Source organism: Bradyrhizobium sp. (assembly GCF_027451485.1).
Lineage (GTDB): Bacteria > Pseudomonadota > Alphaproteobacteria > Rhizobiales > Xanthobacteraceae > Bradyrhizobium.
In genome coordinates this window covers 14,306-30,694 of sequence record NZ_DAIDJE010000073.1, presented here as the reverse complement: position 1 = coordinate 30,694, position 16,389 = coordinate 14,306, and the positions used below count along the sequence as shown (strand labels likewise).

The following is a 16,389-nucleotide window of genomic DNA, read 5'->3' as shown; positions in this document are numbered from 1 at the left end:
AGCTGGCTCAAGGACGGCCTGGCCATCTTCAATGGCATGGCCAAGGAAGAGGTCGCCGAGTTCATAGCAGCCGCAAAGGTCAAGAAGGGAATCCACGCCAGCGCGGTCGCGGCATCGCCGCAGGATGCTTCGAACGTCATCATGAAGGCGTTCGCCTCAAAGGACGCCGAGATCGACCGGCTCAACAAGCGCATCGAAGAAATTCTCGCCGAACCGCTACCAGCGAAGACGGCCGGCCAATATGGCTTGATCGCAGTATCGAAAGAGGACGATGCCGCCGGCAACGGAACGATCGGCAAAGCCGCGCCGGCCGAGCAGGAGTTGGTCGCGGCACTCGAAAGGATGGCGCCCGATGAGCGGGCGCTGCTGCTGACCAAGGCCGCGCTGATGATGCCCCGCCCGGCCACGATGGTGCCGGCGCGATGAAAAGCCTGGAAGATAGCCTGGCGCGCGCATATCACGCGCTCGCCGTTGCAGACGCTCTGCTCGAGTTCATCGCGAGAGGAAGGCGCCACGATGCCTAAATATTTGCGCCTGATCGCGCCGAGCGGTTGCGACGAAGCCAACGAAGGCACCAATCGATACCGCGTTGACCTCGACGGCACCGTGGTGATGCCCTTCGACGTCGCGCAACATTTTCTACACAACGTCTCAGGATTCGTTTTGGCGCCTGAGGGTGATCAGCCACCGGAGGATTGGACACCGAAACATCGCCCGTGACTTTGCCATGAGTTACGGCGGTTAGCCGGCGGCAGTTTTGGTGATCTGCCGCCGGCGCTCTCTTCCGCACCGGGTCTTTTCCTTTCGGACCAGGTGCGCGGCCGGCGCTGCGGAGGCCAGTGGCGCCGGCCACCTTCCTTACAGGAGCGTGAATGACGGATGAAATGATTCAGGAGATCGTGCGGCTCGCCGGAAACTTTGCGGTGACCGTTGCCGGCATCCCGACGCCTATGGTGATGGAGTCGTTGCTTCAGTTCGCCGACACGCTTCGTGACGAATTCGTCGAGGCTGTCGGCGCCGAGGCTGCCGAGATGATTTCGATTTCGTTCACGCGAACGGTTTTAAAGTGCAAACAGCAGATTGAAGGCTCGAACTGCCAGGGAGCAACGCTGCAATGATTACTTCCTTTGAAGTGGGGGCGGTGTTCCGAATCGTAAACGAGGCCTCCCCAGCCTTGTCGCGGATCCTGAAGCAAGTTCGGGAGTTGCGCGCTGAGGTCGACAAGGCGCGCGCCAGCCTCGCAGAAATCACGAAAGGCGTAGGCACTAACGCCGGACTTGCGACCGCGATCGGCGAGACCGACAAGCTGGCGGCATCCTGGAAGAACGTCGCCAAGAGCGCCGGCGAAGCGCGCGCGGCGATGACCGGCGCTTCCGGCGCGGTTCGGCTGCCTCCGCCTGGCGGTGGCGGGGCCGGACGTGGCGGCGGCCGTGCGGCGCTGGCGCAACGCTCTGGCATGTACCGCGGTGGCGCGCATATCGGTGGCCCCGGCGTACCGATCCCGGGCGGCGGTCATGTCAACTTCCGCGGAGGTGCGGCGGCGGCCGCAGGCTTGCTCGGTTACGGCGCCTATGAGGCCGCCGAGATGGAAGACGCGGTCTTCCAGTTGATCTACCACTCCGGCCAGGAACAGAACGACGCCAACAGGTCGCGGTTCAGGAAGATCCTGCAGGACGCGATGGCAAGCTCCGGCTATGGCCTGCACGACATCGCGGAGTCCGCGAAGCAGGAAATCCGGATGTTCCAAGGAACTCCGGGCGGCGGAATCGACGTGCTGCCGGAGATGCTGCGCGCGGCCACGATCGAAAGCCGGCTGAAGGGTGAAAGCCCGGAAGAGTCGATGAAGGCGCTGATCGGCCTCGCGCACATGACCAAGCAATATTCGCCGGAAGAGATCAAGCGCCTGGCGCCGGCGTTCGCATTCCTGTCGACCGCCAATCCGGGCTCGCTGGGCTCAATCGAGCGCGCGGCCGGCTATGCGGTACCACTCCTGCAGTCAGGCCTCGAGATCGACCCGATGCAGACGCTCCTGCTCGGCACCGCGTTGACGCGCGCCGGCGCCACATCGACCAAGTCAGGTACGTGGCTGCGCGAGATGGCACTGCGGGCGATGCCGGGCACGTCGATGATGAGTAAGATAGCCTTCAAAAAGCACGAAGAGGCCTTGCGCGCGTTCGGCCTGGTCGACGACAACGACAATCCGACCTGGTTCACCGACGGCAAGCCTGACCTGTTCAAGATGCTTCGCATCGGTCACGATCACGCCAAGGACATTCCGCTGACCAAGCGCGCGGCCTACGAGCGCGCACTGTTCGGCGCCCAAGGCGGCGGCGGCTTTGCGCTGCTCGCCGACGAGGCGGTCTATGACCAGGTCAACCGGCTAGGCTTGGAGATGAACTCGCCGGCGTTCAAAAACCGCTATGCCGGCTTCGTTGAATCCTATCAGCAGGGCTCGACCGTGCAGAGCGCGCGAACGGCGATGCAGGAATTCAACATCACGATGATGGAACTCGGCAAGACCGTTTTGCCGAGCGTGAACGTGGCGCTCAAGGATTTTCGGTCGATGCTCGAGTCGATCCGCGGTCTGATTCCGGGTAGCCCCAAAAGCGACGGCTTGGTCGGCGGGCGTGCTTTGGAGGGTGCCGGGGTTGGCGCTGCGGCGGGTTTTGCGATTGCAGGGCCCGTCGGGGCCGCGATCGGAGCGGTGGGCGGCGGCATTGGAGGGGCTGGCGTTGGTGTTTTGGAATCCCGTTCAAAGGCCGAGGGCGCGAAGCAGGATCCGGCAGAGACCGCGGCTTTCGTACGGGCGTTACGTGAACAGGGAGCGACTGGCGCGGCACCCAAGGCGCAACTGGCGCCGATCAAACTGGATTTGAATATCGACGGGCGGACGCTGGCGTCAACGATCAGCCAGCTGCTCACCGACGCGCTGCAATGGTCAACGACGGCGCCGGCGGCCGACGGCCTTGGCATATACAACGGGGGCGGCGAATAGTGGATTGAGTTTCCGCCGCGGTCCTCGGCGGCGGACGGGGAGCTCAGCGCCGCCGCATCTGCGGATGTAACAGCGGCGGCGGCGCTGAGTCTTTTAAAGGGGCATTGCATGGTGGTTCCGGCAGCATCGCGTCGGTGGAATCCAGACGTCGAACCGGTTCGCGAGATACTTGCCGCGCTCGACGTCCAGGTCGACATCGCGACCAGGCGCGAGCTCGAGAAGATCTTTCGCCGCCGTCAATACTTCCATGGTGATGGACGCGGCCACCTCACGTTTCTGATCCGAACCATTACCGAAAGCGAGGGCAATGCAGGTGCGTTGATCGCGCCTATTGTTGCCGCGGTGAACTCGGCAATGCGACCGCAGTGGACGGCAACGGGAATGCGGTGGCTTGAGGCCTTCGATCGCATCCCGCTGTTATCGATCCTCGAGACCATGCGAGGGCTTCATCTGTTCCGCGAGTCGTCACTGCCCGAGTATCTCGGCATCTCGATTCAAAATCGCCTTTGGAAGGCTTTCGGGCCGGACGCGCTTCCGGTGCCCGAGCACATTGCCGAGATCGAAAGGCTGATGGCGTTGGGTCGAAAGTTGGCGGAACTGAAATCGCGATCAAAGAACCTCCGGGACTTCGGGGCCAGGTGCAAAAAGCTTCGGGGCGACATCGCGAAGCAGACGGCGAGCGAGGCGATCCGGGTGGCCCAAGTGTATTCGGGCCGTGCCGATATCTACCTGAAGGTTCGAAACTGGAAGGTGCTGGCCGCGCTGTCGTCACCCAGGCTGCCGGCGAGCAAGCGAGTCAGCTTCGAGAGCAGCATAATCGCCGGCGAGAAGATCTCAGCCGCGGAGGTTGAGAGGGCCCGTTCCCAGCGCCGCCCACGGGAGAGCTCGGCGCCGATGCGGCGGGCGGCATGAGCGGCGAGCGCTTCTTTGCGTACGCCACATGGCCCAACCTACCAGATTGGTTGCGCTGCGGCTGGATGGTGTCCGTCCCGAACGGCGTCATGCACCATCACGAATTCGGCCCGATGGTCGAATGGCGGTGCGCCTGCAAGATGGTGTCGCCGCTCGCCCGCTAGAGACCGCGACGGCCAAGGCGTCCAGTTCCTCGCCCTTGTCCAGCGAGGTGCCGACCACCTTCGACAGCGCGGCGGTGCCGATCTCCGTGCCCCGGTAGGCATCTTGCCGAACCTTGCGCACGGACTGCCCTGTCTTCAAGGCGGTGTCTTCGGTGAATGACGTAACGGCAGAGTTTGCCGTTACGTCACCTTTGCCCTGCGCCATATTCGCCGCCCTGGCGCTGTTCGCCTTCGCCGGGCCGTGGATCTCTTCGTAAATCCGCTTGCGCTCGGCGATATGGACGGCGCGCTCGGCCGGCCGCAGGCCACGTAGGGCGCGCCTTGTCCGAGAGGCACCTCACCACACCCCGACCGAAATAACGCACCGGCGCGGGGACGTCGCGGCAGCAATCACCTCATCTGATCCATTCTCTGACAACGGGCCATGCCCCTATGAGACCTGCGATGGCCGCCACGACGCTGGCGACGCCAGCAACAATGGCCCAGGTCAACACTTTTCTGAATCGGTTGAGCTCGATCGCGGCTTTCTTGGCGTCCTGTTCAAGGAGCCACACCTCAGCCTCCCGGCTGTATGCGTCGCCGTACTCTGCGCGTCGATGTTCTAGTCGAAGCCTCAGCTGCTCGGGACCAATCGCCTCGAACGCTTTGCGCCGGCTTTGGCGTTCATGGTCGGAGGTCATCTCTTCCCTTTCTGCGCTCGCTGGCACACGCGATTCTCATCGGCGATCCTGAATTTTCGCACCGGAATTTATTTCAGGGAAGAACCGCTCGGCGACAGGTTCTCCCATTGGTGTCACCGCCTTAGCGGATCAATTCAGCGCCTGAAAATATTTCAGGAAGCCATTGATTTGACATCGGTTTTTCTCGTGTTAGCTTTTAGCGGCCGACCGCGACGGGTCAAGACGCCGCGGCCGGCCTAACCCTAGACATGGAGCTATCCAGATGCCCAAGGCTGCGCGGAAAACTACCACGGCGAAAGCAAAGAAATCGGAGAAGATCGACCCCATCACTGTCGCCCTAGATCGGTGCAACGGCGCCAATCGAATATTTTTCGATCGGGCCCGCGCTGCCGACGAGCAGCCAGATAACCAGACGGCCGAGCGGCAGTTGGCCCGCGCCCTGGCTTCCTCCGAACGCTGCGGCTGGGAGTTGGCGACGACGGAGCCGACGACGCTCGCCGGCGCCAGCGCGATGCTGACTTACATTGTCGACGGGCCGGCCGTCGGGCTTTTCGACGTCGGGGAGATGGACTGGCACGAGACGGCTTTCCGCACAGTGACCCGCGCTCTCGCGAAGCTCGCGCGCGAATCGCGCCCGGCCCAGGCGGCATAATCCAGAGGGCGTGACGTCGGGAGCGCAGATACAGCCCGCCGGTTCATCCAGCGGGCACTTCTGAAATTTTTTCCAAAATGTCCGCGCTCTTCTGTTGTAGCGCGGTCACAACCGCGTGTTTTTTTGCGAAAAGCTGAAACAGATTCAGGTTTCGCGATTCGGCGGTTCGCGATTCGGCCATTCTGATCTACCCTATAGCCCCCCGAGCGGACTTAACCGGATATATAGGGCACAATAGAATGTCACGAGGCGTGCAAACTTTTCGGCAGGCAGACCTCACCAAAGCGCTTAAGGGCGCGGTGGCCGCCGGCATCAACGTGGATCGCATCGAGATCGATCGGGCAGGGAAAATTGTCGTCGTGGCTGGAGCGGCCGGGAAGGACACTCCTGAAAGCGATGCCAACGAATGGGACGATGTGAAATGAAGTGGAAGCTGCCGCCTGGCGTTCACGGTTACGAGACGCAGCACGGCAAGCCAGTTTTCTATTTCCGTCGGCCTGGCTACCCGAAGATCAGGCTTCGCGGCCATCCCGGTTCGACCGAGTTCATGGATGCCTATGATGCCGCGAAGGCGGGCCGACAGCCGATTGAGATCGGCGCCAAGCGGACCAAACCGGGCACCGTCAACGCCGCGATCGTCGGCTACTACCAGTCCAGCGCCTTCAAAGATGGGCTGGCCAAGAGCACCCAGGACAGCCGCCGGGCGATCCTCGAACGCTTCCGCGAAGATCACGGGGACAAGCGCGTCGCGCTGATGCACGGCACCGCGCTTCAGAACATCCTCAATGGCAAGACGCCGGCAGTCCAGCGCAACTGGGTGAAGGCGTGGCGTGGATGGGTAGATCACTGTCTTACCCTGAAGCTGATGACGAAAGATCCGCTCGTCGAGCTTAGGCTGGCGAACATGCCGCGCACCGGCGGTCACCATCCGTGGGAAACCGCCGAATGCGAGCAGTTCGAGAAACACCACGCGATCGGGAGTAGGGCGCGCCTGGCCTACGAACTTCTGTTGCAGGCGGGACAGTCACGCTGCGACGTCGTCCGGATGGGACGCCAACATATCAGGGACGGCATGATGACGATGGGGCGCCAGAAGACCGGCGTGCCGTTCAACGTAGAGATCATGCCGCGCCTTCAGGCTGCGATCGATGCGATGCCGGCGAGCAATCACTTGACGTTCTTGATCACGGCTCAGGGCAAGCCATTCACCGCGGCGGGCTTTGGGAATTACTTCCGCGACATCTGTCGGCAGGCCGGATTGCCGGAACGCTGCACTTCGCACGGCTTGCGGAAGGCAGCCGCGACATACTTGGCGGAGCTTGGCTTCACCGATCATCAACTGATGGCGTGGTTCGGTTGGACGTCGATCTCGCAGGCGCAGGTCTACACCAAGACGGCAAACCGCAAACGCATGTCTCGAGAGGGAGCGAAGCTCATTTCGGGAACAGGAATTGGCTCACCGTCTGACCCCGTGAGCCAAAACGTAGCTCAACCAATTGAAAACATTGGAGCGGGGAAATGAGGTGGCGGTCCCAGCAGGACTCGAACCTGCAACCCGCGGAGTAGAAATCCGCTACTCTATCCAGTTGAGCTATGGGACCGCTTGGGGCGGCTTATACCACCGAATATGAAAATTTAGCATTCCATCCGGGCAGCACCCGAACCAATTTCAGCGCGGTCGCGACAAAGGCAGGGCAGATCGGCAGTCTCGGCCAACGCGGGACGGCTGCGCCCGGTTTAAGGCATTTAGGGCTTTCGACAAATGTGGCATGGGCTATTTCGCTACCTGCGGTCCCTGCCACGGGTCTGTCACCTTTTAGGGCACTTCTTCTCAATCCGCGGCCCACTCGCCGCACCGGGGGCATCATGATCGGTTTGATTCGGGCGGCAATTATTGGCGCGTCGCTGGTATTCGGGCTGATTTCAGCGCAGGCGGCGGACAAGCCCTTCAAGCGCGACGACCTTGCCGATTCGGCAATCAAGCTTGAGGCCCAGATCAAGACCGAAGCCAGCGCCGTCAACAAATCCGCGACAGCTCTGAGGTCCGACGCCGACGCGGCCTTCAGGCGCAACGATATGCGAACGGGCTTGCAAATCCTCGGACAGATTGCCGCCACAACGCCGGAGGACGGCGGCAACTGGCTCCGGCTCGCCCGTACGATTTTCCAGATCAGACCGGCAACCTCCAGCGAGCAAACCTTCCTGCTCGAACGCGCCTCGACCGCGGCCTATATCGCCTATCAACGCGCGGCCAACGCAAGCGATGAGGCCAATGCCCTCGCGCTGCTTGGCCGGGCGATGGCGGAGCGCAAGCTGTGGCGACCGGCGCTGGATGCTTTAAGGCTTTCGCTCGACCTGCGCGAGGTCGCTGATGTGCGCGCCAGTTACGAGAAGATGCGGGACGAGCACGGTTTCCGGCTGCTCGATTACACGATCGATTCCGATTCAGCCTCGCCGCGCGCCTGTTTCCAGTTTTCCGAAGAACTGGCCAGGCGCACCGACTTCACGCCGTTTGTTGCGCTCGCCGGCAACGACAAGCCTGCGCTGAGTTCGGAAGGCAAGCAGCTCTGCGTCGACGGGCTGAAACATGGCGAGCGCTACAATATCAATCTGCGCGCCGGCCTGCCGTCGACCGTCAGGGAAGGCCTGCCCAAGTCCGCCGAGTTCAACGTCTATGTCCGCGACCGCAAGCCGTTTGTCCGCTTCACCGGACGCGCTTATGTGCTGCCGCGCACCGGCCAGCGCGGCATTCCGCTGGTTAGCGTCAATACTCCTTCAGTGGCCGTCGAGGTGTTCCGGATCGGCGATCGCAATCTGATCAACACCGTGGTCGACGGCGATTTTCAGCGATCGCTGAGCCGCTACGAGCTCTCCAATCTGGGCGACGAGCGCGGCGTCAAAGTCTGGTCCGGCCAGCTCGCAACCGCCATGACGCTCAATCAGGACGTCACGACAGCCTTTCCGGTTGACGAGGCAATCGGCACGATGCTGCCCGGCGTTTACGTGATGATTGCCACGGCCAAGGGCCCGGGCAGCGACACGGGCGATGACGATGGAGGCCTCGCAACCCAATGGTTCATTGTCTCCGACCTCGGTCTGACTGCATTCTCCGGCAATGATGGCATTCATGTTTTCGTGAATTCGCTGGCATCGACCGACGCTGTGGCCAGGGCCGAAGTCCGCCTCGTCGCGCGAAACAACGAGATCCTGGCGACGCGCACGACCGATGACAGCGGTCATGCCGTGTTCGAGGCGGGTCTCGCCCGCGGTGAAGGCGGGCTTTCCCCCGCCATGCTGACCGTGAGCACGGATAAGGCGGACTATGCCTTCCTCAGCCTGAAATCGAGTGCGTTCGACTTGTCGGATCGCGGGGTTGCGGGCCGAGCCGCGCCGGCCGCCGCGGATGCCTTTGTCTACGCCGAACGCGGCGTCTATCGATCCAACGAAACCGTCTATCTCACGGCGCTGTTGCGCGACGGCCAGGGCAACGCCGTCTCCGGCGGACCTCTGACGCTGGTTGTCGAGCGGCCCGATGGTGTTGAATTCCGCCGTGCCGTGCTGCCGGATCAGGGTGCGGGCGGCCGCACGCTGGCGGTGGCACTCAATTCGGCCGTTCCGGCCGGCACCTGGAGGGTCCGCGCTTTTACCGATCCGAAGGGGAATTCGGTCGGAGAAACCACCCTTATGGTCGAGGATTATATTCCCGAGCGCATCGACTTCGATGTCACGGCCAAGGAAAAGCAGATCAAGGTGGATGCTCCGGCTGAGCTTAAGGTCGATGGCCATTTCCTTTATGGTGCACCGGCTTCCGACCTTCAACTCGAAGGCGATATGCTGGTGGCAACGGCCGCCGAGCGGCCAGGCTTTCCCGGCTATCAGTTCGGCGTGGACGATGAAGAGAACGCCAGCAACGAGCGAACGCCGATTGAAGATCTTCCGGAAACGGACACCAACGGCGCCGCTCGTTTCCCGGTGAGCCTGCCAACGGCGCCGACCTCTACCCGCCCGCAGGAGGCGCAGATTTTCATCCGCATGGCGGAAGCTGGCGGACGGGCGGTGGAACGCAAGATCGTCCTCCCGGTGACGCCGACTTCAGCCATGATCGGAGTCAAGCCGCTGTTCGGCGAGAACAACGTCGCTGAAGGCGACAAGGCGGCATTCGACGTCGTGTTCGTGTCGGCGGACGGCAGGCCGTTGGCTCGCGACGGTTTGCGGTACGAACTGTTGAAGATCGAAACCCGCTATCAATGGTATCGCCAGAACTCCTCCTGGGAGTTCGAGCCGGTCAAATCGACCAGCCGTGTCGCCGACGGTGATCTGGTGGTCATGGCCGACCACCCGGCACGCATTATTCTCTCGCCACAGCCAGGACGCTATCGCCTCGATGTCAAGACTACTGAAACCGACGGTCCTTTGACCTCGGTCCAATTCGACGTCGGCTGGTATTCCGACGGCAGCGCCGATTCGCCGGATCTTCTGGAGACCTCAATTGACAAGCCGGAATATCAGTCCGGCGATACCATGGTCGTTTCGGTCAACGCACGAACCGCCGGCAAGTTGACCATCAACGTTCTCGGCGACCGGCTTCTGACGACGCAGACGATCGACGTCAAGCAGGGCACCGCCCAGGTCAGGATTCAAGTCGGCAAGGATTGGGGAAGCGGCGCCTACGTGGTTGCGACCCTGCGGCGGCCGCTCGATGCGGCAGCATCGCGCATGCCGGGCCGCGCCATTGGTTTGAAGTGGTTCGGCATCGACAAGAAGGCGCGCACGCTTCAAGTCAACCTGTCGCCGCCGGCGCTGGTGCGTCCCAACGGCACGTTGAAGCTGCCGGTGAAACTGACCGGGCTCAGTCCGGGTGAAGACGCAAAGGTTGTGGTGGCCGCCGTCGATGTCGGCATCCTCAACCTCACCAATTACAAGCCGCCGGCACCTGACGATTACTATCTGGGCCAGCGCCGCCTGACGGCGGAAATCCGCGATGTCTACGGCCAATTGATCGATGGCATGCAGGGCACGCGCGGTCAGCTCAAGACCGGCGGCGACAGCGCCGGTGCGGAGTTGCAGGGCAGCCCTCCGACCCAAAAACCACTCGCGCTCTATTCCGGCATCGTGACGGTTGCCGCCGACGGCACGGCCGAAATCAGTTTCAATATTCCGGAATTCGCCGGTACCGCGCGCGTGATGGCGATCGCATGGACCGCAACCAAACTCGGCCGCGCGACAATTGATGTCACCGTGCGCGACCCTGTCGTGCTGACAACGACGCTGCCGCGCTTCCTGCTGACCGGAGATCACGGCACCATGAGCATTGATCTCGACAATGTCGAGGGTGCGCCTGGCGACTACGCCGTCAACGTCAAGGCTTCCGGACCGGTCAAGGTCAGCGGCCGGCCCCAGCCGTCAGTGAAACTCGCCGCCAAGCAGCGCTCATCGATGTCGCTGGGGCTAGATGCCGGCGGCGCGGGTACGGCTGCGCTCGACGTCGATATCAAGGGGCCGAACGGGATGAGCCTGACCCGGCATTACGCGCTGGATGTAAAGGCTGCGACACAGGTACTCACGCGGCGTTCGGTGCGGACGTTGGCGAAAGGCGAGAGCCTGACGCTGACCTCGGATATGTTCTCCGATCTGGTTGACGGCACCGGTACGGTCTCGATCTCCGCAAATCTTTCCGCGGCGCTCGATGCGGCGACGATCCTCAAAACGCTGGACCGTTATCCCTATGGCTGCTCGGAGCAGATCACGAGCCGCGCAATGCCGCTGCTTTACGTCAACGATCTTGCGGCCGGCGCGCATCTGGCGATGGATACCACGATCGATCAACGCATCCGCGATGCCATCGATCGCCTGCTGGCAAGGCAGGGCTCGAACGGCTCCTTCGGCTTGTGGTCGGCCGGCGGGGATGACGCCTGGCTTGATGCCTATGTGACGGACTTTCTGACCCGCGCCCGGGAAAAGGGATTCGCCGTGCCCGACGTGTTGTTTCGCAGCGCGCTCGACCGCATCCGCAATTCGGTGGTCAATTCCGAGGAGCCCGAAAAGGATGGCGGCAGGAACCTGGCCTACGGTCTCTACGTGCTCGCCCGTAACGGCACGGCGCCGATCGGTGACCTGCGTTATCTTGCCGATACAAAGCTGAACAACCTGGCGACTCCGATCGCGAAAGCGCAGCTTGCCGCAGCGCTTGCACTCGTCGGCGACAAGGCCAGGGCCGAGCGGGTCTACGCCGCCGCTGTCGACAGTCTTGCGCCCAAGCCCGTCATCGAATTCGGCCGGGCCGATTACGGCAGCGCCCTGCGCGATGCGGCAGCGCTGGTGTCATTGGCCGGCGAGGGTAATGCGCCGAAGGCCACATTGATGCAGGCAGTATCACGGGTTGAAGCCGCGCGCGGGCTGAGCCCGTACACTTCGACCCAGGAAAACGCCTGGTTGGTTCTGGCGGCGCGCGCCCTGGCCAAGGAAACCATGGCGCTCGATTTTGACGGTGCCCCGATCAAGACCGCACTCTATCGCAGCTACAAGGCTGCGGAGATGGCGGGCAAGCCGATCAGGATCACCAATACTGGGGATGCGCCCATTCAAACCGTCGTCTCGGTCGGCGGTTCGCCGAAAACGCCGGAACCGCCTGTCGCAAATGGATTCAATATCGAGCGCAATTACTTCACGCTCGACGGCAAGCCAGCGGATGTTTCGAAAGTGAAGCAGAACGACCGCTTCGCGGTGGTCCTGAAGATTACTGAGGCCAAGCCGGAATTCGGTCATATCATGGTGTCGGATTATCTGCCGGCCGGCTTTGAGATCGACAATCCGCATATCGTTTCGTCGGGCGATACCGGAACGCTCTCCTGGATCGAGGACGGGGAGGAGCCGGAAAACACCGAGTTCCGCGACGACCGCTTCACGGCGGCGATTGATCGGACGGCCAATGATAACGCGATCTTTACGGTTGCCTATGTGGTACGGGCGGTGTCTCCGGGCAAATATGTGCTGCCGCAGGCCTATGTCGAGGACATGTACAATCCGTCGCGTTATGGCCGCACCGGCACAGGTTCGGTTGAGGTGCGTTCCGCCAAATGAGCGCTGAGGTCGAGCAAACCAATGTCATCCGACCGGCTCGTCGCGCGAGGCGAGCGGGATGGATGATGCTGGCGGCAGCCGGCCTCACTTTGGTGGTGATATTTGCCGGTTGGGTCGCCTCGCTCGGGCCAATGCCGCTGCGCGAGGCACACGAAGTTTCCACCACGATCATCGATCGTCACGGCAAATTGCTACGTGCCTATGCGATGGCCAACGGACGCTGGCGCTTGCCGGTTCATGCGGCAACCGACGTCGATCCGACCTATCTGAAGCTGTTGTTCGCCTATGAGGACCGTCGCTTCTATTCTCATGGGGGCATCGATCCGCTGGCACTGGGCCGTGCAGCCTTTCAACTGGTCACCCGCGGCCATATCGTGTCCGGCGGTTCGACCATCACCATGCAGCTTGCCCGCCTGATGGAACCGCGGCGGCGGCGCTCGGCCTACGCCAAGCTTCGGCAGATGGTGCGCGCAGTCGAAATCGAACAGAAAATGAGCAAGGATCAAATCCTTGATCTCTATCTCGCGCTGGCACCCTACGGGGGCAATCTCGAAGGGATCCGCGCCGCTTCGATCGCTTATTTCGGAAAGGAGCCGAAACGGCTTTCGCTTTCGGAGGCCGCACTTTTGGTGGCGCTGCCGCAATCGCCGGAAAACCGCAGGCTCGATCGCCACCCGAACGCGGCGCGGTTCGCGCGCGATCGCGTGCTTGACCTTATGGTCGAAGACGGTGTGATTTCAGAGAGTGATGCGGCCGTGGCCAAGGCAGTGCCCGTGCCGAAGATGCGCAAGCCGATGCCGATCCTGGCACCGCATTCTGCCGATCGTGCAATGGCGGCGGTGAAGGATCAGCCCATCCTCGCGCTGACGCTCGATGCAGCCCTGCAGCATTCACTTGAGACGCTTGCCCATGACCGTGCGGCTGCGTTGGGAGCGAATATTTCGGTGGCCATTCTGGTCGTCGACAACGCCAGCGGCGAGGTGCTCGCCCGGGTCGGCTCGCCGGACTATTTCGACGACAGCCGCGCCGGTCAGGTCGATATGACCCGCGCGGTGCGCTCGCCGGGATCGACGCTGAAGCCGTTCATCTATGGCCTGGCGTTCGAGGACGGTTTTATTCATCCCGAAAGCCTCATCGACGACCGTCCGGTCCGTTTCGGCTCCTATGCGCCGGAAAATTTCGACATGACGTTCCAGGGCACGGTTTCGGTCCGTAAAGCCCTGCAGATGTCGCTCAACGTGCCGGCGGTTGCGTTGCTCGACCGGGTTGGCGCCGATCGCCTGTCTTCTCGGCTCAAGCAGGCGGGCGCTGATCTGGTGTTGCCCAAACACGAGGTTCCTGGTCTGGCGATGGGGCTCGGCGGCGTCGGGATCACCTTGCAGGATCTGGTGATGCTCTATTCCGGCCTGGCTCGGCTCGGCAACACGCGGCCGCTGCTCGAGATCCGCAGCCGGAGCGGGGAGGGCACGGAACCGGAGCGACTACTGGACCAGGTCGCCGCCTGGCAGGTCGGCAACGTCCTGCTGGGAACGCCGCCGCCGGAAAATGGCGTGCGCAACCGAATCGCCTTCAAGACCGGAACGAGTTATGGCTACCGTGACGCTTGGTCGATCGGTTTCGATGGGCGGATGACCATCGGCGTCTGGGTCGGTCGCCCCGACGGCGCGCCGGTGTCCGGCATCGCCGGCCGGACGGCGGCCGCGCCAATCCTTTTTGACGCCTTCGCCCGCACTGGCAAATTGCCGGCGGCCTTGCCGCGGCCGCCAAAGGGGACATTGCTGGCAAGTAATGCCAAGTTGCCGCTCCCATTGCGGCGTTATCGGCCGCTGGGCGAACTGGTGCGAACCGACGGCGAGCGGGCGCCGCACATCCAGTTCCCGATCAACGGTTCCCGGGTCGACGTTTCAGCCGGTGATGGAACCTCGTCAGCGCTGCCGGTGAAAGTGGCAGGCGGCGCTCTTCCGATAACGATGCTTCTTAATGGCGTTTCGATCGGACAAATGGATAACCGCCGCCAGCACCTGATCGATTCGCCGGGTCCGGGCTTTGCCCGATTGACCGTAATCGACGCCAAGGGTTCGGCGGACACAGTTGTTATCAGAATTCAGTAAACAGCCCGCTAAGCGGTTGTCGCGTCGTCGTTTTCGGCGTATGCGGAACCGATGAGCGAGACCTATGCCAGCCCCCGGTTTGGAGCGCCGCGCGAGCCTCAAAAGAGGGCCGACCGGGGCAGCCGTCTCGTGGACGTCCTGAATTTTGCGACTGCGAACCATGTCCGTGCCGTCGCGCTTCTTGTGCTCTGCGGGCTTTTGTTATTCCTCCCGGGTTTTTTCAGGATTCCGCCGATCGATCGCGATGAGGCGCGCTTTGCGCAGGCGACCAAGCAGATGGTCGAAAGCGGCGATTTCGTCGACATCCGTTTTCAGGATGAAGTGCGCTACAAGAAGCCGGTCGGCATCTATTGGATGCAGGCTGCCGCCGTCAAAACCGCGTCCGCATGGGGACTGCCGCGCGCCCGGCTGCGCATCTGGGTCTATCGCTTGCCGTCTTTGATCGGCGCGCTCGGCGCGGTGCTTCTGACCTACTGGACAGCGCTTGCCTTTGTCAGCCGTCGCGCCGCCATCCTGGCGGCCCTCATGATGGCGAGTTCTGTCCTGCTCAACGTGGAGGCGCGCCTCGCCAAGACCGACGCGATGCTGTTGCTGACCGTTGTGGCCGCAATGGGAGCCTTGGCGCGAGCCTATCTGTCCTGGCAACGTGGTGAGGATGATCCTCATCCACCATGGTCGTGGCCGGCGGTTTTCTGGACGGCGCTTGCTGGCGGCATTTTGCTCAAGGGACCGCTGATCTTGATGTTCGTCGGCCTGACGATTGTGACGCTCGCCTTTCTTGACCGCTCTGCGGAATGGCTTTGGCGGCTGCGGCCGGTATGGGGTCTGATCTGGATGCTTGTCCTCGTCCTACCGTGGTTCGTCGCCATCTTCTGGCGGGCCGGGGACGCCTTCTTCGCCGATTCAATCGGCGGTGACATGCTAAGCAAGCTTGCGGCGCAGGAATCGCATGGTGCTCCACCAGGGGTCTATTTGCTGCTGTTCTGGCTGACGTTCTGGCCGGGTGCGCCACTGGCGGCGATGGCAGCGCCAGCGGTCTGGCGGGCGAGGCGAGAGCCTGGAGCGCAATTCCTGCTCGCCTGGCTGATACCTTCCTGGATCGTGTTCGAGGTCGTACTGACCAAGCTCCCGCATTATGTTTTGCCGCTCTATCCGGCCATCTCAATCCTCACGGTCGGAGCAGTCGAAAGGCGCGTGCTGTCGCGCTCCTGGCTGACAAGCGGAACAGCGTGGTGGTTTATCATTCCTGCACTGGCATCGCTTGCCGCCGTTGTCGGTGCCGTCACCGTGACGCGCCAGCCGGTGTTCCTGGCGTGGCCCTTCGTGGCGGCGGCATTGATCTTCGGGCTGTTTGCATGGTGGCTCTATGACGACAGTCGCGCCGAACGGTCATTGCTGAACGCGATCGCGTCGGCGCTGTTTCTCGCCTTTGCCATTTATGGCGTCGTGGTGCCGGCGTTGACGCCGCTGTTTCCGAGCGCGGAGATAGCTCGGGCGCTTCGTAAAGTCGCCTGCGTTGGGCCGAAGGCCGCAGCCGCCGGCTACCACGAGCCGAGTCTCGTCTTCATGTCGGGGACGTCGACGCTGCTAACGGACGGATCGGGCGCCGCTGATTTTCTCGCTCAGGGCAGTTGCCGCTTTGCCCTGATTGAAAAGACCGCGGAACGCAGCTTTGCTCAGCGCGCAGAGGCGATCGGCCTGCGCTACGACGTCGCCACGCGCATCGAGGGCTATAACATTTCGCAGGGGCGGCCGATTTCAATCGCGATCTTCCGCTCCGAAGGCACCTACTAGG

Annotated in this window: 13 protein-coding genes and 1 tRNA gene; 11 read left to right on the top strand and 3 right to left on the bottom strand. The window is 62.5% G+C overall.

Features of this window, described 5'->3' with window-relative positions; all coding sequences use genetic code 11:
* The 5 genes from NEZ08_RS10210 to NEZ08_RS10190 all read left to right on the top strand — a co-directional run.
* On the top strand, positions 1–426 hold a 426-nt coding region (locus NEZ08_RS10210; protein ID WP_298106496.1), incomplete at its 5' end, for a hypothetical protein.
* A 90-nt stretch (positions 427–516) separates the two neighbouring features.
* The gene (locus tag NEZ08_RS10205) at positions 517–720 is read left to right on the top strand and encodes a hypothetical protein (RefSeq protein WP_298106495.1); all 204 of its coding nucleotides are present in this window, start codon (positions 517–519) and stop codon (positions 718–720) included.
* Between the two features lie 152 nt (positions 721–872).
* Complete coding sequence (locus tag NEZ08_RS10200) at positions 873–1,118, top strand: hypothetical protein (protein ID WP_298106494.1); 246 nt, start codon at positions 873–875, stop codon at positions 1,116–1,118.
* Positions 1,115–2,995, top strand: a complete 1,881-nt coding sequence (locus tag NEZ08_RS10195) for a hypothetical protein (RefSeq protein ID WP_298106493.1) — start codon at positions 1,115–1,117, stop codon at positions 2,993–2,995. The genes NEZ08_RS10200 and NEZ08_RS10195 overlap by 4 nt, the downstream gene beginning before the upstream one ends.
* Positions 2,996–3,103: 108 nt before the next feature.
* The gene (locus NEZ08_RS10190) at positions 3,104–3,907 is read left to right on the top strand and encodes a hypothetical protein (RefSeq protein WP_298106492.1); all 804 of its coding nucleotides are present in this window, start codon (positions 3,104–3,106) and stop codon (positions 3,905–3,907) included.
* Between the two features lie 87 nt (positions 3,908–3,994).
* Here NEZ08_RS10190 and NEZ08_RS10185 read toward each other — a convergent pair whose 3' ends face one another.
* The gene (locus NEZ08_RS10185) at positions 3,995–4,276 is read right to left on the bottom strand and encodes a hypothetical protein (protein WP_298106491.1); all 282 of its coding nucleotides are present in this window, start codon (positions 4,274–4,276) and stop codon (positions 3,995–3,997) included.
* A gap of 190 nt (positions 4,277–4,466) precedes the next feature.
* Positions 4,467–4,751 (bottom strand): hypothetical protein, encoded by a 285-nt coding sequence (locus tag NEZ08_RS10180; RefSeq protein ID WP_298106490.1) that lies wholly within the window; start codon positions 4,749–4,751, stop codon positions 4,467–4,469.
* 262 nt (positions 4,752–5,013) lie between these two features.
* Between NEZ08_RS10180 and NEZ08_RS10175 the strand changes: the two genes are divergently transcribed.
* The 3 genes from NEZ08_RS10175 to NEZ08_RS10165 all read left to right on the top strand — a co-directional run bounded on the left by NEZ08_RS10175 (position 5,014) and on the right by NEZ08_RS10165 (position 6,925).
* Positions 5,014–5,403: a hypothetical protein gene (locus NEZ08_RS10175; RefSeq protein WP_298106489.1), complete on the top strand. Its 390-nt coding sequence runs from the start codon at positions 5,014–5,016 to the stop codon at positions 5,401–5,403.
* A gap of 239 nt (positions 5,404–5,642) precedes the next feature.
* Positions 5,643–5,828 (top strand): hypothetical protein, encoded by a 186-nt coding sequence (locus NEZ08_RS10170; protein ID WP_298106488.1) that lies wholly within the window; start codon positions 5,643–5,645, stop codon positions 5,826–5,828.
* Positions 5,825–6,925 carry a tyrosine-type recombinase/integrase gene (locus tag NEZ08_RS10165; protein WP_298106487.1) on the top strand — a complete coding sequence of 367 codons (1,101 nt, stop codon included), beginning with the start codon at positions 5,825–5,827 and terminating at the stop codon, positions 6,923–6,925. Before NEZ08_RS10170 ends, NEZ08_RS10165 begins: the two co-directional genes overlap by 4 nt.
* Before the next feature lie 2 nt (positions 6,926–6,927).
* Here NEZ08_RS10165 and NEZ08_RS10160 read toward each other — a convergent pair.
* Positions 6,928–7,004: transfer RNA gene (locus tag NEZ08_RS10160), tRNA-Arg, on the bottom strand.
* A gap of 265 nt (positions 7,005–7,269) precedes the next feature.
* Between NEZ08_RS10160 and NEZ08_RS10155 the strand changes: the two genes are divergently transcribed.
* The 3 genes from NEZ08_RS10155 (at position 7,270) to NEZ08_RS10145 (ending at position 16,388) form a co-directional block, all read left to right on the top strand.
* Entirely contained in the window at positions 7,270–12,483 is a 5,214-nt protein-coding gene (locus tag NEZ08_RS10155) for an alpha-2-macroglobulin (protein ID WP_298106486.1), read from the top strand.
* Positions 12,484–12,545: 62 nt separating this feature from the next.
* Positions 12,546–14,594 (top strand): penicillin-binding protein 1C, encoded by a 2,049-nt coding sequence (gene pbpC / locus NEZ08_RS10150; protein WP_298106485.1) that lies wholly within the window; start codon positions 12,546–12,548, stop codon positions 14,592–14,594.
* A 51-nt stretch (positions 14,595–14,645) separates the two neighbouring features.
* On the top strand, positions 14,646–16,388 hold the full coding sequence (locus NEZ08_RS10145) for a glycosyltransferase family 39 protein (RefSeq protein WP_298106484.1): 1,743 nt from the start codon (positions 14,646–14,648) through the stop codon (positions 16,386–16,388).
* Position 16,389 lies beyond the last annotated feature (1 nt).